This is a genomic window from Jatrophihabitans sp. YIM 134969 (assembly GCF_054456675.1).
In genome coordinates this window covers 1-22,359 of sequence record NZ_JBTJEQ010000053.1, presented here as the reverse complement: position 1 = coordinate 22,359, position 22,359 = coordinate 1, and the positions used below count along the sequence as shown (strand labels likewise).

At 73.1% G+C, this 22,359-nt stretch carries 23 protein-coding genes and 1 pseudogene; 12 read left to right on the top strand and 12 right to left on the bottom strand.

Translation table 11 applies throughout. The features are described from left to right. Window position 1: 1 nt before the first annotated feature. Window positions 2–2,812: a phosphoesterase gene (locus tag ACXR2U_RS20640; RefSeq protein ID WP_458826967.1), complete on the top strand. Its 2,811-nt coding sequence runs from the start codon at window positions 2–4 to the stop codon at window positions 2,810–2,812. 77 nt (window positions 2,813–2,889) lie between these two features. On the opposite strand, the gene ACXR2U_RS20635 is transcribed toward ACXR2U_RS20640, so the two are convergent. Both ACXR2U_RS20635 and ACXR2U_RS20630 read right to left on the bottom strand, forming a co-directional pair. Then, window positions 2,890–4,362 (bottom strand): M4 family metallopeptidase, encoded by a 1,473-nt coding sequence (locus ACXR2U_RS20635; protein WP_458826966.1) that lies wholly within the window; start codon window positions 4,360–4,362, stop codon window positions 2,890–2,892. Window positions 4,363–4,485: 123 nt separating this feature from the next. Beyond that, entirely contained in the window at window positions 4,486–5,379 is an 894-nt protein-coding gene (locus ACXR2U_RS20630; protein ID WP_458826965.1) for an SDR family oxidoreductase, read from the bottom strand. A gap of 83 nt (window positions 5,380–5,462) precedes the next feature. On the opposite strand from ACXR2U_RS20630, the gene ACXR2U_RS20625 reads away from it, so the two are divergent. Both ACXR2U_RS20625 and ACXR2U_RS20620 read left to right on the top strand, forming a co-directional pair. Further along, entirely contained in the window at window positions 5,463–6,035 is a 573-nt protein-coding gene (locus ACXR2U_RS20625) for a TetR/AcrR family transcriptional regulator (RefSeq protein WP_458826964.1), read from the top strand. Further along, window positions 6,032–6,979, top strand: a complete 948-nt coding sequence (locus ACXR2U_RS20620; RefSeq protein WP_458826963.1) for a GNAT family N-acetyltransferase — start codon at window positions 6,032–6,034, stop codon at window positions 6,977–6,979. Before ACXR2U_RS20625 ends, ACXR2U_RS20620 begins: the two co-directional genes overlap by 4 nt. 44 nt (window positions 6,980–7,023) lie before the next feature. Here ACXR2U_RS20620 and ACXR2U_RS20615 read toward each other — a convergent pair whose 3' ends face one another. Next, entirely contained in the window at window positions 7,024–7,395 is a 372-nt protein-coding gene (locus ACXR2U_RS20615) for an ACT domain-containing protein (RefSeq protein WP_458826962.1), read from the bottom strand. Between the two features lie 36 nt (window positions 7,396–7,431). Beyond that, window positions 7,432–7,701, bottom strand: a complete 270-nt coding sequence (locus tag ACXR2U_RS20610; RefSeq protein WP_458826961.1) for a dihydrofolate reductase family protein — start codon at window positions 7,699–7,701, stop codon at window positions 7,432–7,434. Between the two features lie 440 nt (window positions 7,702–8,141). Here ACXR2U_RS20610 and ACXR2U_RS20605 point away from each other — a divergent pair, with 440 nt between their 5' ends. Then, window positions 8,142–9,428: an alpha/beta fold hydrolase gene (locus ACXR2U_RS20605; RefSeq protein ID WP_458826960.1), complete on the top strand. Its 1,287-nt coding sequence runs from the start codon at window positions 8,142–8,144 to the stop codon at window positions 9,426–9,428. A 6-nt stretch (window positions 9,429–9,434) separates the two neighbouring features. Here the strand turns inward: ACXR2U_RS20605 and ACXR2U_RS20600 are convergent. The 3 genes and pseudogenes from ACXR2U_RS20600 to rsmI form a co-directional block, all read right to left on the bottom strand. Next, window positions 9,435–9,593: pseudogene (locus ACXR2U_RS20600) on the bottom strand (4a-hydroxytetrahydrobiopterin dehydratase); the annotation flags it as partial. Between the two features lie 22 nt (window positions 9,594–9,615). Continuing rightward, window positions 9,616–10,185 carry a type II toxin-antitoxin system PemK/MazF family toxin gene (locus ACXR2U_RS20595; RefSeq protein WP_458826959.1) on the bottom strand — a complete coding sequence of 190 codons (570 nt, stop codon included), beginning with the start codon at window positions 10,183–10,185 and terminating at the stop codon, window positions 9,616–9,618. A 48-nt stretch (window positions 10,186–10,233) separates the two neighbouring features. Then, entirely contained in the window at window positions 10,234–11,070 is an 837-nt protein-coding gene (gene rsmI, locus ACXR2U_RS20590) for a 16S rRNA (cytidine(1402)-2'-O)-methyltransferase (RefSeq protein ID WP_458826958.1), read from the bottom strand. Window positions 11,071–11,108: 38 nt separating this feature from the next. Here rsmI and ACXR2U_RS20585 point away from each other — a divergent pair, with 38 nt between their 5' ends. The 6 genes from ACXR2U_RS20585 (at window position 11,109) to ACXR2U_RS20560 (ending at window position 16,156) form a co-directional block, all read left to right on the top strand. Continuing rightward, window positions 11,109–12,713, top strand: a complete 1,605-nt coding sequence (locus ACXR2U_RS20585) for a dolichyl-phosphate-mannose--protein mannosyltransferase (RefSeq protein WP_458826957.1) — start codon at window positions 11,109–11,111, stop codon at window positions 12,711–12,713. A 104-nt stretch (window positions 12,714–12,817) separates the two neighbouring features. Further along, the gene (locus tag ACXR2U_RS20580; protein WP_458826956.1) at window positions 12,818–13,285 is read left to right on the top strand and encodes a hypothetical protein; all 468 of its coding nucleotides are present in this window, start codon (window positions 12,818–12,820) and stop codon (window positions 13,283–13,285) included. 154 nt (window positions 13,286–13,439) lie between these two features. Beyond that, window positions 13,440–14,228, top strand: a complete 789-nt coding sequence (locus tag ACXR2U_RS20575; RefSeq protein WP_458826955.1) for a GNAT family N-acetyltransferase — start codon at window positions 13,440–13,442, stop codon at window positions 14,226–14,228. A 35-nt stretch (window positions 14,229–14,263) separates the two neighbouring features. Further along, window positions 14,264–14,980 carry a maleylpyruvate isomerase family mycothiol-dependent enzyme gene (locus ACXR2U_RS20570; protein ID WP_458826954.1) on the top strand — a complete coding sequence of 239 codons (717 nt, stop codon included), beginning with the start codon at window positions 14,264–14,266 and terminating at the stop codon, window positions 14,978–14,980. After that, window positions 14,977–15,429 (top strand): DUF4440 domain-containing protein, encoded by a 453-nt coding sequence (locus ACXR2U_RS20565; protein ID WP_458826953.1) that lies wholly within the window; start codon window positions 14,977–14,979, stop codon window positions 15,427–15,429. The genes ACXR2U_RS20570 and ACXR2U_RS20565 overlap by 4 nt, the downstream gene beginning before the upstream one ends. Before the next feature lie 10 nt (window positions 15,430–15,439). Beyond that, window positions 15,440–16,156 carry an NAD-dependent epimerase/dehydratase family protein gene (locus ACXR2U_RS20560; RefSeq protein WP_458826952.1) on the top strand — a complete coding sequence of 239 codons (717 nt, stop codon included), beginning with the start codon at window positions 15,440–15,442 and terminating at the stop codon, window positions 16,154–16,156. Here ACXR2U_RS20560 and ACXR2U_RS20555 read toward each other — a convergent pair. Continuing rightward, window positions 16,123–16,590, bottom strand: a complete 468-nt coding sequence (locus tag ACXR2U_RS20555) for a MarR family winged helix-turn-helix transcriptional regulator (RefSeq protein ID WP_458826951.1) — start codon at window positions 16,588–16,590, stop codon at window positions 16,123–16,125. The genes ACXR2U_RS20560 and ACXR2U_RS20555 overlap by 34 nt on opposite strands. Window positions 16,591–16,665: 75 nt before the next feature. On the opposite strand from ACXR2U_RS20555, the gene ACXR2U_RS20550 reads away from it, so the two are divergent. After that, on the top strand, window positions 16,666–17,604 hold the full coding sequence (locus ACXR2U_RS20550; protein ID WP_458826950.1) for a quinone oxidoreductase family protein: 939 nt from the start codon (window positions 16,666–16,668) through the stop codon (window positions 17,602–17,604). Window positions 17,605–17,620: 16 nt separating this feature from the next. On the opposite strand, the gene ACXR2U_RS20545 is transcribed toward ACXR2U_RS20550, so the two are convergent. From ACXR2U_RS20545 to ACXR2U_RS20530, 4 genes are read right to left on the bottom strand one after another with little or no spacing between them, the layout of a single operon-like run. Then, window positions 17,621–17,980 (bottom strand): GntR family transcriptional regulator, encoded by a 360-nt coding sequence (locus ACXR2U_RS20545; protein ID WP_458826949.1) that lies wholly within the window; start codon window positions 17,978–17,980, stop codon window positions 17,621–17,623. A 15-nt stretch (window positions 17,981–17,995) separates the two neighbouring features. Then, on the bottom strand, window positions 17,996–18,874 hold the full coding sequence (locus ACXR2U_RS20540; protein ID WP_458826948.1) for a transglutaminase family protein: 879 nt from the start codon (window positions 18,872–18,874) through the stop codon (window positions 17,996–17,998). A 7-nt stretch (window positions 18,875–18,881) separates the two neighbouring features. Beyond that, on the bottom strand, window positions 18,882–19,847 hold the full coding sequence (locus ACXR2U_RS20535; protein WP_458826947.1) for an alpha-E domain-containing protein: 966 nt from the start codon (window positions 19,845–19,847) through the stop codon (window positions 18,882–18,884). Next, window positions 19,841–21,397 (bottom strand): circularly permuted type 2 ATP-grasp protein, encoded by a 1,557-nt coding sequence (locus ACXR2U_RS20530; RefSeq protein ID WP_458826976.1) that lies wholly within the window; start codon window positions 21,395–21,397, stop codon window positions 19,841–19,843. The genes ACXR2U_RS20535 and ACXR2U_RS20530 overlap by 7 nt, the downstream gene beginning before the upstream one ends. 291 nt (window positions 21,398–21,688) lie before the next feature. Here ACXR2U_RS20530 and ACXR2U_RS20525 point away from each other — a divergent pair. After that, window positions 21,689–22,359, top strand: a 671-nt coding sequence (locus tag ACXR2U_RS20525; RefSeq protein ID WP_458826946.1) for a protein kinase family protein, incomplete at its 3' end; no start/stop codon positions are given.

Below are 22,359 nucleotides of genomic sequence, written 5' to 3'. Positions count from 1 at the left end.
CATGCAGGTCACACGACGCCGGCTCACGCCGGCGGATTCCCCCGCGCGGCGGTTGTTCCGCAGCCGCCGGGCCCGGACGGTGGTCGTCGGTTCGGCGTCCCTCGTCCTCATCGGGTCGAGCCTCGCGTCCGCGACGACAATCCCGTTCGGCGAGCAGCACGTCGGCACCCGGTACGCCAACGGGTTGCAGGTCTCCGCCGACCAGACCATCGCGCCGTACGGGCAGCGGCTGCTGACCAAGTACGGCAAGTTCATGGGCTCGACCGTGAGCCCCGACGGTCGCTTCCTCGCCGCGAGCAGCGCCGACAAGTCCGTCGTGCTGCAGGTCTTCGACCTCGCCCACTACAAGCTGGTGTGGACGGTCGGCTCGGCCACGGGTGTCAGCCAGAAGCTCACCGACGGCACGGTCGGCCAGGAGGGCCCGACCTACTCCCCCGACGGCAAGTTCCTCTGGCTGTCGCAGAACACCGGGCTGACGAAGTTCCCCGTGAACGCCGACGGTTCCCTCGGCACCCCGACCACGTTCGCCCTGCCGACCGTGAACGGCGCGCTGCCGTTGCCGGCCCGGCCGGTCTTCTCGGCGGACGGTTCGACGGTGTACGTGCCGGTCAACGGTCAGAACACCGTGGTGGCCATGGACACCTCGACCGGCGCCGTGCGTCAGACCTGGAAGGTCGGCACCGCGCCCCGCGAGATCGTGGTCGTCGGGTCCCAGCTGTTCGTGTCCAACGAGGGCGGCCGGGCCGCGAAGCCCGGCGAGAGCACCATCAACTCGTACGGCACCCAGGTCCCGGCCAACCCCTACCTCGGCACCTCGACCACCGGCACGGTGAGCGTCATCGACACGGCGGACCCGAGCGCGGCCGTGGCCTCGATCCCCACCGGTCTGCACCCGACCACCCTGTTCGTGCACGGCAAGGCGTTGTTCGTCGCGAACACCAACAGCGACACGGTCTCGGTCATCGACACGACGACCCGCAAGGTCGTCCAGACCATCGCCACCCGCCCGTGGGCGTCCTCGCCGGTCGGGTACGAGCCGGACGGCATCACCATGACGGCCGACGGCCACCTGCTCGTCACGCTCGGACGCGCCAACGCCGTGGCGGTGTACCAGTACGAGGGCAAGCCGCAGACCCCGGTGAGCTACATCGGCCTGGTGCCGACCGACTACTTCCCCACCGACATCGCGACCGTCAACGGCAAGGTCTTCGTCACCAACACCCGCGGCATCGACGCGCGTGGCCCGGAGCTCACGGTCGTCAAGGGAACGGGCACCGCGCCCGCGACCGGGTACGGCACGCACGGCACCACCGCGACGTTGACCCGGTTCACCCTGCCGACCGACCAGAAGATCGCGCCGCTGACCTCGCAGGTGTTCCAGCAGAACGGCTGGGGCACCCGCGACGTCGTCCAGGCGTCCGGGCCGAAGGCCGACCCGGTCCCGGTGCCGGTGCGCCTCGGTGACCCGTCGACGATCAAGCACGTCTTCCTGCTGGTGAAGGAGAACCGCACCTACGACCAGGTGTACGGCGACATCCCGACCGGCAACGGCGACCGCTCGCTGGCGCAGTTCGGCCAGACGGTCACCCCGAACCAGCACGCCCTGGCGGCGCAGTTCGGCCTGTACGACAACACCTACGACATCGGCACGAACTCGGCCGAGGGCCACAACTGGCTGATGCAGGGTGACAACCCGGAGTACACCGAGTCCAACGCGGGTTCCTACACCCGTAGTTACGACACCGAGGACGACGTGCTCGGCCACCAGCGTTCCGGCTTCCTCTGGACCGCGGCGTTGACGGCCGGCAACACCGCCCGCAACTTCGGTGAGTTCACGCAGTTCGAGACCAAGCCCGAGGGCGCCACCTGGCAGGACTACTACTGCGCGGCCACGAACGTCGCCTCCGGCGGGGACCCGGCCCAGCTGACCGATCCGTCGATCAAGCAGGACACCGAGTCGCCGATCCCGTCGCTGAACGACATCACCGTGCACGACTACCCGAAGTTCGACACCGACATCCCGGACCTCTACCGGTACGAGATCTGGAAGCGAGACTTCGAGCAGAACGGCCCGGCGAACCTCAACATGTTCTGGCTGTCCAGCGACCACACCGGCGGCACCCCGGACCCCCGGGCCCAGGTGGCCGACGGTGACCTCGCAGTCGGCAAGATCGTCGACGAGATCTCGCACAGCAAGTACTGGAAGGACTCGGCGATCTTCGTGGTCGAGGACGACAGCCAGGACGGTGTGGACCACGTCGACGGCCACCGCGCCCCGATCCAGATCATCAGCCCGTGGGCGCGGCACCGCGTCACCGACAGCACCTACTACACCCAGATCACCATGGTGCGGACCATCGAGCAGATCCTCGGCGCCCAGCCGCTGAACCAGAAGCTCGCGGCGGCGACCCCGATGGCGGGAGCGTTCACCAACGTGCCGAACTACACGCCGTTCAAGGCGGTCAAGAACAAGGTGCCCCTCACCGAGGGCGTGGCCGACCCGCCGGCGTGCGGCTCGGACACGTTGGGTCTGACCGGCACCGCGGCGAAGGACCTGCAGGCTCAGCAGGCCGCAGTGGTGGCGGTGCCCGCGGCGCAGCGTGGTCTCGCGGCGCAGTGGCAGCAGTGGTCGACGCAGCAGCACTTCACCGGCAACAACGCGGTGGCGGACTACGCCAACCCGGAGCAGATGAACCGGTACACGTGGTACCGCACCACCGGCTGGAACAAGCCCTACCCGGGTGACTCCCGGCTGTACGCCCCGGCCGACGTGCCGGGCGCGTACATCCCGAGCACGGCCGACGGGGACTGACCGACCCCGGAACGACCGCGGCCCCCGAACGGTGCATCCTGCACCGTTCGGGGGCCGTCGTCGTCAGCGGTGGAAGGTCAGGACAGGATCTTGCGGGCGACGAACGCCTTGCGCACCGAGGCGGCCGCCGCGGAGCCGTACAGCGAGTCGGCCGTGGCGACGACCTTCTTGGCCGCGGCCGCGAACGAGGTGTTCGGCGCGTAGCTGAACTGCGACTCCAGCACGATGGTGTTGGCCTTCACCCGTCCGAGCGACTGGGTGACGTCCCACAGCGCGGCGGACCAGATCTCACCGTCGTCGTGGACCTCGCCGTCGATGTCGTCGGTGGTCTTGTCCGTGTCGACCCGGCGCAGGCAGTGCGGGGCGGAGCTCGTGTACGAGGTGGCGTCCCAGTCCATGACGCAGGGGACGCCGTAGCCCTTGCTGGTGGTCTGCGAGAGGCTGACCGCCCAGTAGTCGCCGAAGCCCTCACCGATCGCGCCGGCCTGCGCGCCGTTGCCGAAGTTCGGCACCTGGGCGTCCTGGATCGCGTGGCCGTACTCGTGCCACACCACCTCGAGGTCCTCGGCGTCGTCGACGCCGCCGGTGCCGTACGTGATGGTGTCGTCGGACGGCCGGTAGAAGGAGTTGTCGTCGCTGATGGTGTCGATCTTCAGCTTCTGGGCCTCGTTGTTGATGTCGTCGAAGCCGAGGCTCTGGATGTAGGTCTGGGCCTTGTCGACGCCGTAGTAGGCGTTGACCTGCTCGAACCGGTCGTCGGCGCGCTGGTAGACGTACGCGCGGCTGCTGCTGGTCGCGACCGGGACGCTCGCCGCGGTGATGACCGCGTACTTGCCGCCGAGCTTCGTCCCGGCCGACAGGTGCTGCAGGGTCACGGCCGTGTAAGCCGAGGTGGGAACCGACGCGTTGGAGTCCTGCTTGTCCTTGAGGTTCTGGTTCTTCAGCTTGACCACGGGGTTGGGGTCGAAGACCTTCGCCGTGCCGGTCGCGTTCTTCGACCGGACGATCGTGGCGAGGACCTTCCCGGTGTGGGCGTCGACCCGCGTCTCGGTGTCACCGCTCGCCGAGCTCGACAGCACGTCCCAGACCAGCGCGGGCGTCGCTCCGCCGACGACGGCGAGGGTCGGGGTCGCGGTGCCGAAGGCCGGCACCGCGGTGGCGTTCTTCGGCAACCGCCCGGCGTTGGACTTCGACGCGACGGCACCCGACGCCGCCACGGCCGCGGCGGCTCCGCTCACCGCGCCGCTCGCGGCGACGGTCGGCGTGACGTCGAGCGTGGCCGGCACGGCGAGTCGGCCGTCGTCGACGGTCGCCGCCCCGTTCCGCGCGGTGTGGACGGCGTAGAAGCTGTCGAGCACCGGCAGCCCGCGATGGGTCTGCCGGTACCACGCGTGGGTGCCGAGCAACGACTGGTGGGTGACCACGGGCACCAGGCCCGCTGGCAGCGCCGGTGCCGCCGCGGCGGGCGGTCCCAGCACCGTGACGGCGGTGGCCGTCGCGGCGCAGGTGATCGCGACCGCCACGGCGGCCGTGGCTCGGCGTGCGCGCATGCAGTTCCTCCTCGAGACGTGACGACCGCCGGACCAGGTGTCCGGTTCGGCCGGTGTGCACGTCGTGTGAGGCTGACGTGCGGACCGCAGCCTAGGGCCTGCGACCGCCCGGCGGCAGAGCCCTCAGGGCACGGGTGTGGGCTGGAGGTTCTCGAGGTCGTCCAGCAGGCGGGGGTGGGTCGGCGTCCACCCGAGGGCCGCCCGGGTGTGCGCGCTGCTCGCGGGCTGGTCGGTCGCGAAGATCGACCCGAGCGGGCCGAAGGTCTCCTCCGGCACCGACTTCACCGGCACACCCAGCCTGCGACCGATGACCGCCGCGATGTCGCGGACCGCGTCACCCTCGTCGTCGACCGCGTGCCAGGCCGTCCCGGGCTCGGCCCGCTCCAGCGCCAGGCGGAACAGCACGGCGGCGTCGAGGGCGTGCACCGCGGGCCAGCGCTGCGCGCCGTCGCCGGGGTAGCCCGACACTCCCGACTGCCGCGCGATCCCGGTGAGCAGGCCGGCGAACCCGCCCTCGCCCCGGTGGTGCACGGTGCGCGGCATCCGGACCGCGGCCGTGCGCACCCCCCGCTCCGCGAGGGCGAGCACCGCGTTCACGGCCCGCCCCCGGCCGCCGACCGGCCCGTCGACCGGCAACGGGTCGGCCTCGGTCGAGGCTCGGCCGGGGACCCACGGCGTGCCCGAGACGGTCACGTAGTGCTTGCCGGTGCCGATCAGCGCCTCACCGATCGCCGCCATGGCGGCGTTCTCCTCGGCGACGGCCCGGACCAGGGCGTCCGGGCCGGAGAAGTCGTTGGCGAAGGCGAGGTGGACGGTGCCGTCGGCGCGGGCCGCGTTCTCGCGGATGACCTCAAGCGCGGTGAGGTCGCCCCGCACGCTCGCCGCCCCGGCCGCCTCGGCCTTGGTCGCCGACGTGTCGGAGCGGGTCAGCACGGTGACGCTGTGGTCGTGGGCGAGCAGTTCGGACACGACGGCCGAGCCGATCAGGCCGGTACCGCCGGTGACGAAGACGTGCACGGGAACTCCTCGAGGTGATGGGACTTGTGTCCCGTCACCGTACACCAGTGATGGGACAGGTGTCCCGTCACTAGGATGAGCCCATGCCACGGTGGGAGCCCGGCGCCCGGGAGCGCCTCGTGCTCGCCGCGCTCGACCTCTACGCCGAGCAGGGGTACGACGCCACGACCGTCACCCAGATCGCCGAGCGCGCCGGCGTCACGAAGAGCACCTTCTTCCGGCACTTCCCCGACAAACGCGAGGTGCTCGTCGCGGGGCAGGAGACGCTGAGCCAGCTGCTCGTCGACGGCATCGCCGCGGCCCCGGAGGACGCCGGGCCGCTCGACGCCGTCGCCGAGGGTCTGACCCGCGCCGCCGGGGAGATGGGTCCGGTCAACCGCGAGATCGGCCCCCGCCTCGCCCGCGCCGTCGCCGCCCACACCGAACTGGCCGAGCGCGACGCCCTCAAGAGCGTCGGGATGGCCGCGGCCATGACCGACGCACTGGTCGGGCGCGGCGTCCCCGATCCGGTCGCCCACCTCGCCGCCGAACTCGGCGTGCTCGCCTTCAAGCGCGGCTTCGTCAGGTGGACCGACGGCGACGGTGGTGACGACCTGGTCGCCCTCACCCTGGCCGCACTCGCCGACCTCCGCGCCGCGAGCGCCGCGTTGTCGTGACCGCCGTCCGCATCGAGCTCGCCGACACTCGGGACGCCCCGAGGATCGGCGAGTTCGGTGCGCGCGTGCTGCCGCCGCACCACACGCCGCTCATCGGAACGGATGCCGCCGCCGAGCAGGTCGAGCGGTGGTGGACGCCCGCGCAGACGACTGCCGCGATCGAGGCGCATCGCGTGGTCGTCGCGCGCGAGAACGACCGGATCGTCGGCATCGCGCAGTGGGGCGAGTTCGAGGGCGCCTGGGTGGTCTGGAAGCTCTACGTCGACCCGTCACACCGCGGCGCCGGCCTCGGCCCGCGCCTGGTCGCGGCCGTCGTCGAGCGGCTGCCACCCGGAACCCCCGAGGTGCGCCTCGAGCACGCCGCCGGCAACGAGCGGGCCGCATCCTTCTCCGAACGCGAGGGATTCCACGTCACCCGGGTGGACCCGCACCCGAGCGGCGACCCCCGCCGCGCGACGGTGTGGCGGGCCCGACGTCTGGCCGTCCCGGACCCGGCGCAGCTGCACCGCGTGCTCGACCGGACCCGCTACCTGGTGCTCGGAACGGCCGATGAGGACGGCCGCCCGTGGGTCAGCCCGGTCTTCTTCGCCGCACTCGAGGACCACCAGGTGTGCTGGGTGTCGGGGCCCGACCGCCGCCATTCGCGCAACATCGCCGTCCGCCCCGCCACTGCCTTGACGATCTTCGACTCCACCGTCCCGGTCGGACTCGCGGAGGCGGTGTACGCCGACGCCGAGAGCCGTCCGGCCGTCCCCCACGAGATGGCGTCTGCGCTCGCGGCCTTGAACGCGCGCCTGCCGGCAGCGAAGCAGCTGAGCGCCGCCGACCTCGCGCCCGACGGACCCCTCGTCGTCTACGTCGCCGTGGTGACCCGGTGGTACGTCCTGGTTCGGGGTGGCGACCCCACGTTCGGCAACCAGCTCGACATGACCGTCGAGGTCTGAGTTCCGCGGTCGGTGGCCGAGGGCGTCCGGGCGGCAAGACCGGCTCAGTCCGCCGTGTGCGTCACCCGGTGACCAGCGCGGCGCAGGAGCTCAGACGCCACCTCGAACCGGTCGGCCGGCACGAGGACGAGGTCACCGTCGAAGCTCGCCGCGACCCACACCGGCACCCGCCCAGCCGCGAGGGGACCGACCACCGCAGCGCACATCCCGGTGGCGTCCGGTGGGTGCGCTTCGTCGCCGTTCCAGAACGCGATCCACGCGTCGTCGGCGTCGTCCCGCCGCCGCATGCGCGCGCCGCCGTCGGGACCGTGCACGGCGGCGAGCACGTCGGTGGGAGCGGGACCGGGCTCGAGACGCTCCAGCACGTACCGCCCGGGCAGCACCCGCAGGGTCTGGTGATCCGCTGGTGCCGTCACCGGCGCATCGTCGCAGATCCCGATCTCGAACGTCGTTCAGCTGACCGGTTCCACGCGGTAGCGCAGGTGCACCGCGCCGACCCCCTCGGCCGCGTGGAGCAGGTGGAGCCGCCTCACACCGGGGAGGTCGGCGAACAGCCGCCGACCCTCGCCGAGCAGCACGGGCGCGACCGCGACGGCGAGCTCGTCGACCAACCCCTCGCGCAACAGCGCCTGCACGAGCGCCGCACCGTGGGTGAGGACGTCCCGGTCGCCCGCTGCAGCTTCGCCGTGGCGACGGCGGTGACGAGATCGTCGGTGACCCACCGGCCGTGACCGGGCGCCGGGTGGTCCGGTGCCGTGTGGGTGACGACGAAGATCGGGACGCCGTCGTGGTGGTCCCCGCCCCAGCTGTTCGCGAGCTCCCACGACCGGCGTCCGATGAGGACCGCACCTGTCGTCACCATGTCCCGGAACACCGCGGCGTTGACCGGGGTGGAAGGCGGCGGCTCGGCCTGCTGACCGTCATCGGTCAACCACGCGTGCAGCGGTCCGCCGGTGGTACCCAGCCCACGGCCCGGGGCGTCGTCACCGGGCCCCGAGACGAAACCGTCGAGCGACATGGACATGTGAACGACGAGCTTGCTCATCCCCGCTCCTCCTCCGTGATCCCGGCATGGTCGCAGATCCCCACCCCGTGGGGCGTGCTGTCGCCCGCCGGGCTGGTACGCGCCGCGTGTGTCCGACCCGTTCCCTAGGGTCGGGGCATGGTCAGCTTCCGGCAGCCCGGCACGGTCGTCACGAACCACCGGTTGTCGGTGCCGTTGCGGCCGACCGAGCCGGACGGGGAGCAGATCGAGCTGTTCGTGCGCGAGGTCGTGGCGGACGAACCCGGCGCCGAGCGTCGCCCGCCGCTGCTGTTCCTGCAGGGTGGTCCGGGGTGCGCGGCCAACCGGCCGGTGGGCCGGGAGTCGTGGCTCGAGGTCGCGCTGCGCGACCACCGCGTGCTGCTCATGGACCAGCGCGGGACGGGGTTGTCCACCCCGGCGAACCGCCGCACACTCGTGGCCCGCGGCAGCGCCGCCGAGCAGGCCGAGTACCTCACCTGGTTCCGGGCCGACAGCATCGTCGCCGACTCCGAACAGGTCCGCCAGCAACTGTTGCATGGTGCACCGATGCGGCTGCTGGGCCAGAGCTTCGGCGGGTTCTGCGTCCTGACCTACCTCTCGCAGGCCCCCGACGGCATCGAGCAGGCCTACGTCACCGGCGGTCTCGCCGGTCTGACCGCGACCGCCGACGACGTCTACCGGGTCACGTACCCGCTGGCGGCCGAGCGCAGCCGACGTCACTACGCGAACTACCCGGGCGACGTCGAGGTCGTGCAGCGGCTGGTGGCCGAGCTGCTCGAACGACCGGCGCGGCTGCCGGGCGGGGGCCTGCTGACCGCCGAGGCGTTCCAGTCGTTGGGTCACCCGTTCGGCACCCGCGACGGCAGCCACCACCTGCACTACCTGCTCGAGACGGCCCTCCCGGATGCTCACGGCCCCTCGGACGCGTTCCTCGCCGCGGTCGAGGAGCAGACCCGGCTCACCGACCGGCCGCTCTACGCCGTCGTCCACGAATCCTGTTACGCGCAAGGGGGTCCGACCGCGTGGTCGGCCCAGCGAGTGCGAGGCGAGTTCCCCGAGTTCGACGCCGCCGCCGCCGTTACCGAGGGCCGCCCGGTGATGTTCACCGGCGAGATGACGTACCCCTGGATGTTCGACGTCGACCCCGCGCTGACGCCGCTGCGGGAGGTCGCCGACCTGCTCGCGGCGAAGGACGACTGGCCCGCCCTCTACGACGTCGACCGCCTGCGCGCCAACACCGTTCCCGTCGCCGCGGCCGTGTACTCCGACGACCTCTACGTCCCGCTCGCGCTCTCCGAACCCACGGCCGCCACCGTCGGGGCGCTGGACGCCTGGATCACCCCGGACCACCAGCACGACGCGCTGCGGGTCAGCGACGGCGCCGTGCTCGAGGAGTTGATCGTCCGTTCGGGCGTGCGTGGGTGAGGCGGGTCAGGTCGTCGGCGGCGGCACCGCGGCGCACACGGCTCCCCGGTTGCCGTCCTGGTCCGCGATGACGGTGACGCCCGGGGCGTCGCTGTCGTCGACGACCGTTCCGCCCGCCGCGACCGCAGCCGCGACGCGCTGCGCCGCGACCTCGGGCGCGACGTAGCGCCGAACCCCCCACGGCGGGTCAGCCGTGCAGGCGGCTCACGGCGGCGGCGACCGCGTCGAAGCGGGCCCGGTCGAGCGCCGCACCCTCGCGGCGGACGTCGGACGGCGCGAGCCGCAGCACCCGGTCCAGCCGCACCTCCGACGGCCGACCCCTCGGGTCCCACCCGCCGGAGCCGACGTCGAGCCAGTGCCGGCCGTGCGCGGCTTCATCGGCGGCGTCGCGGTCGTGGTCCTTGCTGGTGAGCATCAACGCGAGCAGGTCGGCGCCGTCCCGGGAGACCACGAGCACCGGGCGGTCCTTGCCGCGGCCGTCGGCCTCCTCGTAGGGCACCCACGCCCAGACGACCTCACCGGGATCGGGGCGGCCGTCGCGCCGCGGCGCGTAGTCGAAGCGCAACGGTCCGGTGGCCTCGCGCGGTGGGCGCCGCACCGAGACCTGGGCGCGCGACTCCGCCTGCGGCGCGCGCTGCTCCTGGCGCGGCTGCTGCTCCACCCGGCGTTGCTGCTCCCACCGCTGGCGGCCCGCCCGCAGCCCGGTCCGGACGGCGAGCCGCACCGCCTGGTTCACCACCCGCTGCCACGACGCCACGCCCGCACGCTACCCACCGAGCGGGCGGGGCCTCCGCGCGTCGGACCGTCACGGACGGTCGAGCGCGACCTGGTAGACGTCACGGCGCCGCAGGCCGTACTCGGCGGCGACCTCGGCGGCGGCGTCGCGGCGGGACAGGCCGTCCGCGATGCGTGCGGCCACCAGTTCGGCGATCCGTTCCGGCTCCAGGTCGCCGCCCGTCGCCGTGGCCCCGCCGACCACCACGCAGATCTCCCCCCGCGGCTCACCCGCGGCCGCCCACGCGGCGAGCTCGGCCAACGGGCCGCGGCGGATCTCCTCGTGGGTCTTGGTCAGCTCGCGGCAGACCGCGGCCGGCCGGTCGGCCCCGAACGCCTCGGCCATCGCCGCGAGGGTCTCGGCCAGCCGGCGCGGCGACTCGAAGAACACCGACGTGCGCGGGTCGGACGCGAGCGCGGCGAACGTGCGCGCCCGCTCCCCCGCCTTGCGCGGCGGGAACCCCTCGAAGCAGAAACGGTCCGTCGGCAGGCCCGAGACGGCGAGCGCCGCGGTGACCGCCGACGGCCCGGGCAGCACCGTCACCTCCAGGCCCGCTGCGACCGCGGCCACGACCAGTCGGTAGCCCGGATCGGACACCGATGGCATCCCGGCGTCGGTGACCAGCACGACGTCGTCGCCCGCGGTCATGGCCTCGACCAGCTGCGGCACCCGGCCGGCCTCGTTGCCCTCGAAGAACGACACGACCCGACCGGTCGTCGTCACCCCGAGGGCGGCGGTGAGGCGCGCGAGGCGGCGGGTGTCCTCCGCGGCGACCACCGGCGCGGTGGCGAGCGCGGTGCCGAGGCGCGGCGAGGCGTCGGCGGCGTTGCCGATCGGGGTGGCGGCGAGCAGCAGCCTGCCCGTCACAGCGCGGTCCTCATGGAGCGCACCCTACGATCGCGGGCGTGACGGCCACCCTCCCCGAGCGGCTCGAGGGCCGACCGGAGGCCGACACACCGACCGACGACGGCCCCGTCGGCGACGGCGCGACGCTGTCGCGCACCGTGCCGGCCTCGCTCGAACCGTGGACCCCCACCTCGCCGCGCCGAGGCTGGGTCCTGCTCGCGATCGTCGTCGCGGTCGCCGCCGTCACCCGCTTCTGGGCGTTGGCGTTCCCGGCCACCAAGAGCTTCGACGAGGTCTACTACGCGACCAACGCCGAGGAACTGCTGCGCTTCGGCTACGAGGACAACCGCGGCTACATGTTCGTGGTGCACCCGCCGCTCGGGAAGTGGCTGATCGCCGCGACCTCCGCGCTGTTCCACGAACCGACCTTCCGTGACGCGTGGGGCTGGCGGGCCGCGCCGGCGATCGCCGGTGTGCTGTGCGTCGTCATCGTGGCGCGGGTGGCGCGGCGCATGTTCCGGTCCGAGGTGCTGGGCGCGGTCGCAGGCCTGCTGCTCGCGCTCGACGGCGTCACCCTCGTGCAGTCGCGGGTCGCGCTGCTCGACATCTTCCTCGAGCTGTTCGTCCTCGCGGGCTTCGCGGCGCTGGTCGTGGACCGCGACCGGATGCGGGCCACCCTGGCCGGCTGGATCGCCGACGGTGTCGACCTCCGGCTCGGCCTGCCGGCCCTCGGCCCGCGGCCGTGGCGGCTGGTCGCGGGCGTCATGTTCGGCGCGGCCGTGGCGGTCAAGTGGAGCGGGCTGTCGTGGTGGATCGGGTTCGCCCTGTTGTCGCTGTGGTGGGACCGCAACGCCTTCAAGGCGGCGGGGGCCCGCTCGCCGTTCCTGCGTACCGTCACCCGCTCGGCCGGCTGGGCGGTCGGGTCGCTGGGGCTCACCCCGATCCTGATCTACGCGTTCACCTGGACCGGCTGGTTCGCCGGCGAGAACAGCTGGAACCGGCACTACGGCGACGGCAAGTGGTACGGCGTGATCGGCGCGCTCGCCCAGTACCACCACCAGGCGTACGAGTTCCACAAGGGCCTCGACAGTTTCCACCCCTACAAGTCCAACCCCTGGTCGTGGCTGGTCCTCGGCCGTCCGGTGACCTACTACTACGAGCAGAACGGCGTCACCGGCTGCGGCCCGACCGGCACCACCTGCGCCCGCGAGATCCTGCTCATCGGCACCCCGCTGATGTGGTGGGGGTTCGTACCCGCGTTGCTGTTCGTGCTGTGGAGCGGGGTGACGCGGCGCGACTGGCGCGGCGGCGTGGCGCTGACGGCCATGGTGGTCGGCTGGCTGGTGTGGTTCCCCAACCCGCACCGCACGATGTTCCTGTTCTACATGGCTCCGCTCGTGCCGTTCCTCGTCCTGGCGTTGACCCAGGCGCTCGGTGCGCTGCTGGGTCCGGCCGTCCCCGCGGCGCCCGCGACCGACGACGGCGGCCCACCCGATCCGTGGCTCGCCGCCCGGCGTCGACGCCGGGCGATCGGAGCGGCGATCGGCGCCACCTACCTCGGCGTCATCGTCGTGGACTTCGTCTGGATGTGGCCGCTCTACACCGGTGGGCTGCTGACCTACAGCCAGTGGCAGGCCCACATGTGGTTCCCCAGCTGGGTGTGACCCTCGGGGGAGCCCGGACGCCGGGGCGGATCTCCAGGGTGCGGGTCGAACTCTTCCCGTGCCCCGGCGGCGCGGCCAACCCACGGATGGGTATGCCGTGCTCCATGAGCCTCTCCGCGAAGATCCGCCGTGCCCCCCTCCGCCTGTCCTCGGGCGCCTTCATCCTCAACGCCGGTCTCGGCAAGCTCAAGGCCGACGACGCCACGGCCGGCCAGTTGCACGGGATGGCCGCCGGCACGTACCCGTTCCTGGCGAAGGTCGACCCGAAGGTGTTCGTCAAGGGCCTCGCCGTCAGCGAGATCGCGCTCGGGTCGCTGTTGCTCGCACCGATCATCCCGGCGGGTCTCGCCGGCATCGCCCTCACCGGCTTCGGCGGCAGCCTGCTCGGGCTCTACCTCAAGACCCCCGGCATGACGAAGGAGGGTTCGGTGGCGCCGACCCAGCAGGGCACCGCCATCGCCAAGGACGCTTGGTTGACCTCCATGGGGGTGGCGCTCGTGCTCGACGCCGCGCTCTCGGAGTCGCGGATCACCGACGACGCCCGCGACATCATCCCGATCCCCGGTCACTGACCGACCGGTCGACCCCGTCGGGTTGACCCGACCGCCGGGCCGGACGGCGCTGCCCGTCCGGCCCTGGTGCGTCCCCCGCCTGAAAAGCCGCGACAGATCCGCGCCGCTCCCGGCACGATGCCGGGGTGCACACCGGATCACCGACGGCCGCGGCGTGAGCGCTCCGGACGACCTGCTCGCCGCCTACGACGCGCAGCTGCGCACGGACGCCGAGACCCCGGGCGCGGCGGTGGTCACCCGGCACGGCCCGTTGCGGCTCGTGACGTTCGCCGGCGGGCGCGGGTTCGTCACCTACCGGGACCTCGACGGCGCCGACGAGGTCGGCATCGCAGGCCTCGTCGACGCGGCGTTGGTGCACTACCGCCGCGACCCGTCGATCACCCGCGTCGAGTGGAAGACGCGCGGCCACGACCACGCCCCGGGACTCGAGAACATCCTGCGCGCACGGGGTTTCCGTCCCGAGGAGACCGAGTCGATCATGATCGGGGACGCCCGGGCGCTCGCCGTCGACGTGCCCCTGCCCGCGGGCGTCACGCTGCGCCGGGTCAGCGACGAGCCCGACGTGCGCGCGATGGTGTCGATGCAGAACGAGGTGTTCGGGGACCCGGACGACGCCGGGATGACCGACGCGCTCCTGCACCGCCTCGGCCGTGACGACGGCATGGAGCTGTGGGTGGCCGAGTCGGACGGGGTGATCGTCAGTGCCGGCCGCGTGGAGCCGGTGGAGGGGACGTCGTTCGCCGGCATCTGGGGCGGGGCGACCCGACCGGAGTGGCGCGGCCGCGGGATCTACCGTGCGCTCACCGCCGCCCGGGCCCGCTCGGCCCTGCGGGTCGGGAAGACGCTGCTCCACTCCGACTCGACCGAGTTCTCGCGTCCGATCCTCGAACGCGCCGGACTGATCCGGGTCTCGACGACGACGCCGTGGGTCTGGAACCGCTGACCGGCGGGCCCGACGTGACGTGGGACGCTGCCCGCGTGGACACGCCCGCACACCTGCACCAGTTGGCGGGTGACGGCGCGCGCCTCGCGGACGCCGCCGCGGACGCCGACTGGGACGCCCCCGTGCCGGGCATCACCTGGACGCTGCGTGAGGTCGTGGTGCACGTCGGCTGCGTGCACCGCTGGAGCGCCGACATCGTGCGCCGCCGGTTGACCCGCAACGAGACCGGCGGCAGCGCCTCGTTCCACCCCGGCCTGCCCGACGCCGAGGTCCTGCCCTGGTACCGCGCGGGTCTCGACGCCCTGATCACGACCCTCACGGAGACCCCCGACGACGCCGAGGCCTGGATGTTCGGTGCGATGGTCCCGGCCCGGTCGACCTGGGCGCGGCGCCAGGCGCACGAGACCGCCATCCACCGGGTCGACGTCCAGGCCGCCGCCGGGACCGGGATCGACGGTTTCGACGCGGGTTTCGCCCGGGACGGCCTCGCCGAAGTGGTCGGCTTCGCCACCGGCTTCCGGCTCGACGGCACGGGCCGACTGCGGCTGCAGGAACTCGAAGGCGAGAACTGGTGCGTCACGTTCGCCGACGGCCGGGTCCGGGCCCAGCGGGGCGGCGACGGCGGGGCCGATGCCACCGTCAGCGGCCGCGCGTCCGACCTCTACCGCTGGGCGTGGAACCGGGCGGCGGACGTCACCGTGACGGGCGACCCGTCCGTCGCGGCTCTCTGGCGGAAGGTGGAGATCACGTGAACGACGACGTCACCGAGATCGAGGGCGTGGTCGACAGGTTCTTCGCGGCCTTCACGTCCGGGCCGGGGCTGGTCGACCGACTCGAGCGGTTGCGTGGGCTCTTCGTGCCGGAGGCGGTGGTCGTGCGCACCTGCGGGCAACCGCTCACCGTCTACGACGTCAACGGCTTCATCGCACCGCGCCTCACCCTGCTCACCGGCGGGACGCTCACCGACTTCCGCGAGTGGGAACTGGCCGGGCGCACCGACGTGTTCGGCGACGTCGCCTCGCACTGGTGCAGCTACGCCAAGACGTGGGTGCAGGACGGCGTCCAGCACTCCGGCGGCGGGATGAAGACGCTGCAGCTGGTGCGGACCCCGGCCGGGTGGCGGATCAGCGCCGCCGCCTGGGACGACACCCGTGAGGGTCTGGATCTCGACCAGGCCGTCAGCCACGCGGCCGTGAAGTGAGACCGCTGCAGTGAGCAACGGTGCCGGGAGCGACGGTCGCCGGGTCGTGGTGACCGGGGCGGCGGGGCGGATCGGGTCGCTCGTCGTCGGTGCGCTCGGCGACCGGTGGGACGTCGTGGCCACCGACCTGCGACCGGGCGAGGGTGTCGACCCACTCGACGTCGCCGATCGTTCCGCCTGCCTCGCCGCCTTCGCCGGTGCCGACGCCGTGGTGCACCTCGGGGCCGACCCGAGCCCGATCGCCGACTGGGACCACCTGCACGGGCCGAACGTCGTCGGTGCGTACGCGGTGGTCTCGGCCGCGGTCGAGGCGGGCGTCCGGCGTCTCGTGCTGGCCAGCAGCCTGCACGCGGTGTCGGCGCGGGCGCCGCACGCCCAGGCCCGGGCGGGCGACCCACCCCGGCCCGGCAACCTCTACGGCGCGACCAAGGCCTTCGCCGAGGCGCTCGGGGCGTGGGCCGCGGCGACCAGCGACCTCGAGGTCGTGGCCCTGCGCATCGGCTGGTTCCACGACGGTCGTCCGGACCACGACGACCCGTGGCACGACCCGCCCGCCTGGTTGTCCCCGCGCGACACCCTCGACCTCGTCCGCGCCGGCGTCGAGGGGCCGGTCGACGGGTTCACCGTGGTGTCGGGGGTGTCGGCGAACCGGCTGCGGTCGGCGGCGTACGGCGACGCCGAACGGCGGCTCGGTTACCGCCCGGTCGACGACGCCTGGGCCGACTGACCTTCCGGCCGCGGCCCGCGCTCGAGCAACCGCCGCAGCAGGTGCTGCAGCCGGTCCCGCTCCGCGGCGGACAACGCCTGCGTGAGCGGCGCCAACGCGTCGCCGACCGCGGCCTGGATCCGCTCGCCGAGCTCCCCACCGGCCGAGGTCAGCGTGACCTCGACGACCCGCTGGTCGTCACGCCCGGGCAACCGTTGCACCAGGCCACGCGCGACCGCGCGGTCGACGAGGCCCGAGAGCGTCGAGCGTTCCAGCCCGAGGTAGGTCGCGAGGTCGCCGATCCGCAGCCGCCGGTCACGCAGGATCGCCAGGACCCGCAGCTGGGTCAGTGACAGGTCGTGCTCGGCCGCGATCCGTTGCAGCACCGCGGTGGTGCCGAACGCGCTCTGCACGAGCGCGTCGACCAGGGCGTCGTCGGACGAGGTGGCGGCCACCACCCGAGCGTACTGGACACAGTTCGTATCACCAACTACTTTAGTTCGTAGTCCCAACTACCCCTGGAGGTCGTCATGCAAGCAGCCGTGGTCACCGCGTTCGACGAGGCGCCCCACTTCACGTCGTTCCCCGAGCCGGTCGCCCGCGGGCCGCACGAGGTCGTCGTCGACGTCCTCGCCGCCGGCCTGCACCCGCGGGTGCGCTCGCAGGCGCGCGGCGCGCACTACACCAGTACCGCCGTGCTCCCGTTCGTCCCGGGAGTCGACGGCGTCGGCCGCGAGCCGGACGGCACCCTGCGGTACTTCGTCCTGCCCGACGACTCGGTCGGCGCGATGGCGCACCGCACCGTGGTCGACACCCGCCGCAGCATCGTGCTGCCCCCGGACTCCGACCCGGTCGCGGTCGCCGCGGCCATGAACCCGGCGATGTCGTCGTGGGTCGCGCTGCGGCACCGCGCCGCGTTCACCGCCGGCCAGAGCGTGCTGGTGCTCGGCGCGACCGGCAGCGCCGGGCGGTTGGCCGTGCAGGTCGCCCGCCTGCTCGGCGCGGGTCGCGTCGTCGCCGCCGGCCGCGGCATCGACCGGGTCGCCGCAGAGGTGGAGGCCCACGGCGCCGAGGTCGTCGACCTCGCGGACGAGGCGGGACTCGTCGCTGCGGCCGACGTCGACGTCGTCCTCGACTACCTCTGGGGGCCGCCGACGGTCGCTGCGGTGACGACGCTCGTGACCGCCCGCCCCGATCGCAGCCACACCCTCACCTGGGTGGAGATCGGCTCGGTCGCGGGCAGCACCGCGGCGATCCCGTCGGCCGCGCTGCGGTCGTCGGCGTTGCGGTTCGTCGGCAGCGGCCAGGGCTCGGTGGGTGCCGCGCAGATGCTCGCGGAGTTCCCCGCCATCACCGCGGCCGTCACCGCGGGCGACCTCGAGGTCGACGCCGAGGCGGTGGCGCTGGCCGACGTCGAGGCGGCGTGGAACGCGCCGGGCGGCTCCCGCCGGGTCGTCCTGGTTCCCTGAACCGGACGGCGCGAACTCAGTCGTCCGAGCCGAGTGCCGCGGTGATGTACCGCAGCGCCTCGGCCGGCGTCGAGCCGATCTCGCGGGCCAGCGCCGCGTACCGGGCGGCTTCGTCCCGCAGCCGCTCACGCGCGGTGTCACCGCCCGCGGTCACCACGGTGCCGGCCCGGCCGCGGGTCTCGACCAACCCGGCGGCCTCGAGTTCGCGGTAGGCACGGGCGACGGTGTTGACGGCCACGCCGAGGTCCTCGGCGAGGCGTCGGACCGTCGGCAGGCGCGCGCCCGCCACGAGCGTGCCGTCGGCGATCTGCGCCGCGAACTGCGACCGGATCTGGTCGAACGGCGGAGTGGGTGACGTGGCGTCGACGGTGATCACGCACGGCTCCTCGGGTCAGGCGAGTCGGGTGACCGTCACGCCGACGTCGACGTGGGTCGACGGCGGACCGCTGTAGACCCCCTTGAGCGGCGGCACGTCCGTGTAGTCGCGGCCCCGGCCGACGATGACGTGTCCGTACCCCGCGGGCACGAGGTTGGTCGGGTCGTAGCCCCACCAGCCACCGGTCCACCACTCGACCCAGGCGTGCGACTGACCCGACGATTCCCGCCCGATCGGCGCCTCACGATCGGGGTGCAGGTACCCGGACACGTACCGGGCGGGGATGCCGACGGCTCGCAGCACACCGATCGTCAGGTGCGCGATGTCCTGGCACACACCGGACCGCTGGTTCCACGCCTCCTGCGCGCCGGTCTGCACCTCCGTCGAACCCGGGACGTACTCGACGTTCTCCCGCACCCGGTCGGCGATCGCGCGGGCGGCGACAGCGGGCGACACGTCACGGGCACCGTCCGCGAGGGCGGCGACGGTCGCGTCGTCGACCGCGGTGCGCGGGGTCGGCGCGAGCAGTTCGGCGTACGTGTCGGTGCGGGCCGACGACGTGAGGGAGTCCCAGTCGACGGCGTCGGGCGCGGGCAACGCCTCGTTGGTCTCCACGGTGGAGCGCGACACCACCTCGAGAACGGTGTGCGGTTCGGACAGGTCGAACGCCGAGACCAGGGTGCCCCAGTAGTCCCAGTAGCGGTGCACCACGCCGGGGCGCGGCGCGATCTCGAGGGTCGCGTCGGTGACCGACTGACGGGCGGTCGTGAGCGGGGTCAGGCGGGCCTCGTTGTACGAGGCCAGGGTGGGTCCCTCGTAGTCGAACCGGGTCTCGTGCACGATCGCGAGCCGCCACGGCACGCTGGTCTGGGTGTTGCTCGGTGCAACGGTCACGTGCTCGTCAAACTCCCTCGTGGACCCACTGGACGGTGTTGCCGTGCTGGAAGAACCGGCGTGTGACGGCCAGCGAGCTCCGGGCTCCGGCGTCCTGCAGGGAGCGCAGCAGTCCGGGCAGTTCCGCGAGCAGGTGCCCGGTGTCGGCGTACTCCAACCGGGTGCGGGCCTGCCCGATGTACCGACGGGCCGGGTCGGTGACCGGCCCTCTCGCGTAGTGCCGTGTGCCCTCGGCGCCGGAGAGTCCGTCGATGTCGAGCAGGGCGTCCTCGGCGTCGATGAGGGCGGCGACCGCCGATCGCGGGAACAGCTTGTCCAGCAGGAGGAACTCGGCGGCGGTCTGCGCGGTCACGTTCGCACCGAACGAACGCAGGTACGCCCCCTCGGCTCCCGCCGCGCGCAGCAGCGTGGTCCAACTCGGACCGTGCACCGGGTCGAGCGCCTGCACGGACAACAGCCGGGTGGTCATGTCGAGGCGTTCGAGCGAGCGCCCCAGGACGACGAACTGGTACCCCTCGTCGTGGCTCATCGTGGACTGCGCGAGACCGGAGAGCAGCGCCGCCCGTTCACGGACGTAGGCCACGTAGGTGTACGAGCCGATCCGCTCGGCCGCCCGCCGCCGCGAGGGCAGCGCCTGCCAGGTGGTGTTGAGGCACTCCCACATCTCGGTCGAGACCGCCTCGCGTGCACCGCGAGCGTTGTCACGTGCAGCGGTCCACGCCCCGGCGATCGCGGTCGGTGAGGTCTCGTCGAAGGCCAGCACCCCGAGCGCCGACGCCGACGTCACCCGAGGGACGTCCTCCGGTGTCGGCACACCGAGGCTGTCGAGCAGCAGGCGGCACGAGCGGTCCTCGTCGGCCCACGGGTCCTCGAGCAGGCGCGAGAGGACGGCGTCGAGGATGCGCGCGGTGTCGTCCGCGCGCTCGACGTACCGACCGATCCAGAACAGCGACTCCGCGATGCGGCTCAGCACGGCGCGGCCCCCGGCCGTCGTCCCTGCTGCTGTTGCTGTTGCTGTTGCTGGTGCATCGCCGCGGCGGGACCGGGCTCGCGTTCGGCGCCCACGTGCGTGGACCGGCCCGCGGGCGGGATGAACTCGGACGGCGTGGGCACGGCGTCGGGCACTCCGGTGTCGGCGGCGTCGGCGAGCACCCAGGTGTCCTTCGACCCGCCGCCCTGCGAGGAGTTCACGACCAACTGGCCCTCGGGCAGCGCCACCCGCGTGAGACCGCCGGGCAGCAGCCACACCTCCTCGCCGTCGTGCACCGCGAACGGGCGCAGGTCGATGTGACGCGGCGCCGGGCCGTCGCCCACGAAGGTCGGCGACGTCGAGAGCATCACCGGCCGCTGCGCGATCCACCCGCGTGGGTCGTTCTCGATCTGCCGCCGCAGCCGGACCAGTTCGCGTTCCGACGCCCGCGGTCCGATGACGATGCCCTTGCCACCGGAGCCGTCGGTCGGCTTCACCACGAGTTCGGCGAGGTGTTCGACGACGTCCTCGCGCACGTCACGGTCGTCGAGGCGGTGGGTCTCGACGTTGTCGAGGATGGGCTTCTCCGACAGGTAGTAGTCGATCATGTCGGGGACGTAGGTGTAGACGAGCTTGTCGTCGGCGATGCCGTTGCCGACCGCGTTGGCGAGCGTGACGCTGCCGGCCCGCGCGGCGTTCATGATCCCGGGGCAGCCGATCACCGAGTCGGCGCGGAAGTGCAGCGGGTCGAGGAAGTCGTCGTCGACCCGGCGGTAGATGACGTGCACGGGCTCCTCGCCCGAGGTGGTCCGCATGCGGACCTCGCTCCCCGAGACGACCAGGTCGCGACCCTCGACCAGCTCCACGCCCATGAGGCGGGCCAGCAGCGCGTGCTCGAAGTAGGCCGAGTTGAACACCCCCGGCGTGAGCACCGCGACCACCGGGTCCTTCACCCCGTGCGGCGCCGCGGCCTTCAACGACCGCAACAGCATCTCGGGGTAGCCGTCGACCGGGTGGACCCGCTGGTCGGCGAACAGCCCCGGCATGGTCTGGGTCATCGCGCGGCGGTTCTCGATGACATAGCTGACGCCCGACGGGATGCGCACGTTGTCCTCGAGGACGACGAAGCGGCCGTGTTCGTCGCGGACGACGTCGATGCCCGCGACGTGCACCCGCACCCCGTTCGGCGGGGAGAAACCGACCGCCTCCCGGTGGAAGTGCGAGCTGGTGGTGACCAGGCGGCGGGGCACCACACCGTCGTCGAAGATCGCCCCCTCGCCGTCGTAGACGTCGGCCAAGAAGGCCTCGAGCGCGCGGACACGTTGCGCGACCCCGCGGCGCAGGACCTCCCACTCGTGGGCGTCGACGATGCGCGGGATGAGGTCGAGCGGGAACGGACGCTCCTCGCCGCCGAGGGAGAACGTGACGCCACGCTCGGTGAACACCCGGGCGAGGTGCTCGGCCTGGTAGCGCATCTCGCTGCGGCGCAGCGGTTGCAGGGCGGCGAACACCCCCTCGTACGCCTTCCGGGGCCGGCCGGGGCCTTCGAACATCTCGTCCCAGGCCCCTGCCGCCGCCGCGCCGTCGTAGGCGTCGAAGGCGCCGGGATCGGTACCGCCGGCGGGGTTGCCGGACCCCGCTGCGGACGCGAAGGCGGAGAGCGAGAAGGCCCCGGTGTCGCTCATGGCTGCACCCTAGTGAGCGGCCCGTGTCGGCCCGGTAACGCGGTCGCGGTCACCGGCACCTGACAGATCACCCAGAGCCGGCCGCCTGACGTCCGGCAAATCGGACAGTCCGGGCACTCAGCCTGGCGAGCCCTCCCGGCGTCCGGCACAATCCGGCGCGTGACGGGCGACGACCACCTCTCTCTGGAAGCGTTGCCGCCGTCCGTCGGCGACGCGGGGGTCTCCGCCCTGCTGCTGCGTGACCTCGCCGCCGCCGTCGCCGAGCCGGCGACCCACGGTGGCGTCCGGCCCGCGTCGGTCGAGGTCTCCGACGACGGCCACTTCTCCCTCCGCCCGGTCGCGGTCCCCGGCCGCGCGGTCGACACCGAGCACGCCCCGTTCGCCGCGCCGGAGCTGTTCGACGGCGCCACGCCCGACGGCCGTACCGACGTCTACGCGGCCGCGTGCCTCGCCCTCACCCGCTACCTCGGCTCGTCGCCGCTGCCCGTGCCCGGCCTCGCCCGTCGCGCCCCGACCGCGGTCCGCGTCGGCGCGCTACGTCAGGCCCACCGCACCCTGCCGGCCCGCCTCGGCGCCATGCCCGACCCGTTCCGGTCCGTGTTCGCGCAGGCGACCGCCAAGCAGACGCACCTGCGGCCCACCCCCACGGCGCTGGTCGCGATGCTCGACGCCGCGTTCGCCGCCGCGGGTCCGGACGCCGAGGCCGACGCGCGCGCCCGGGTCCGCCGTCTGCTCGCCCTCGCCCGGGTGTTCGTGCCCGTCGAGGCGCCCGTCGCCGCGGTGGCCGCCGTGCCGGCGGCCACCCACGCCCCGCTGCACCTGCCGCTGCG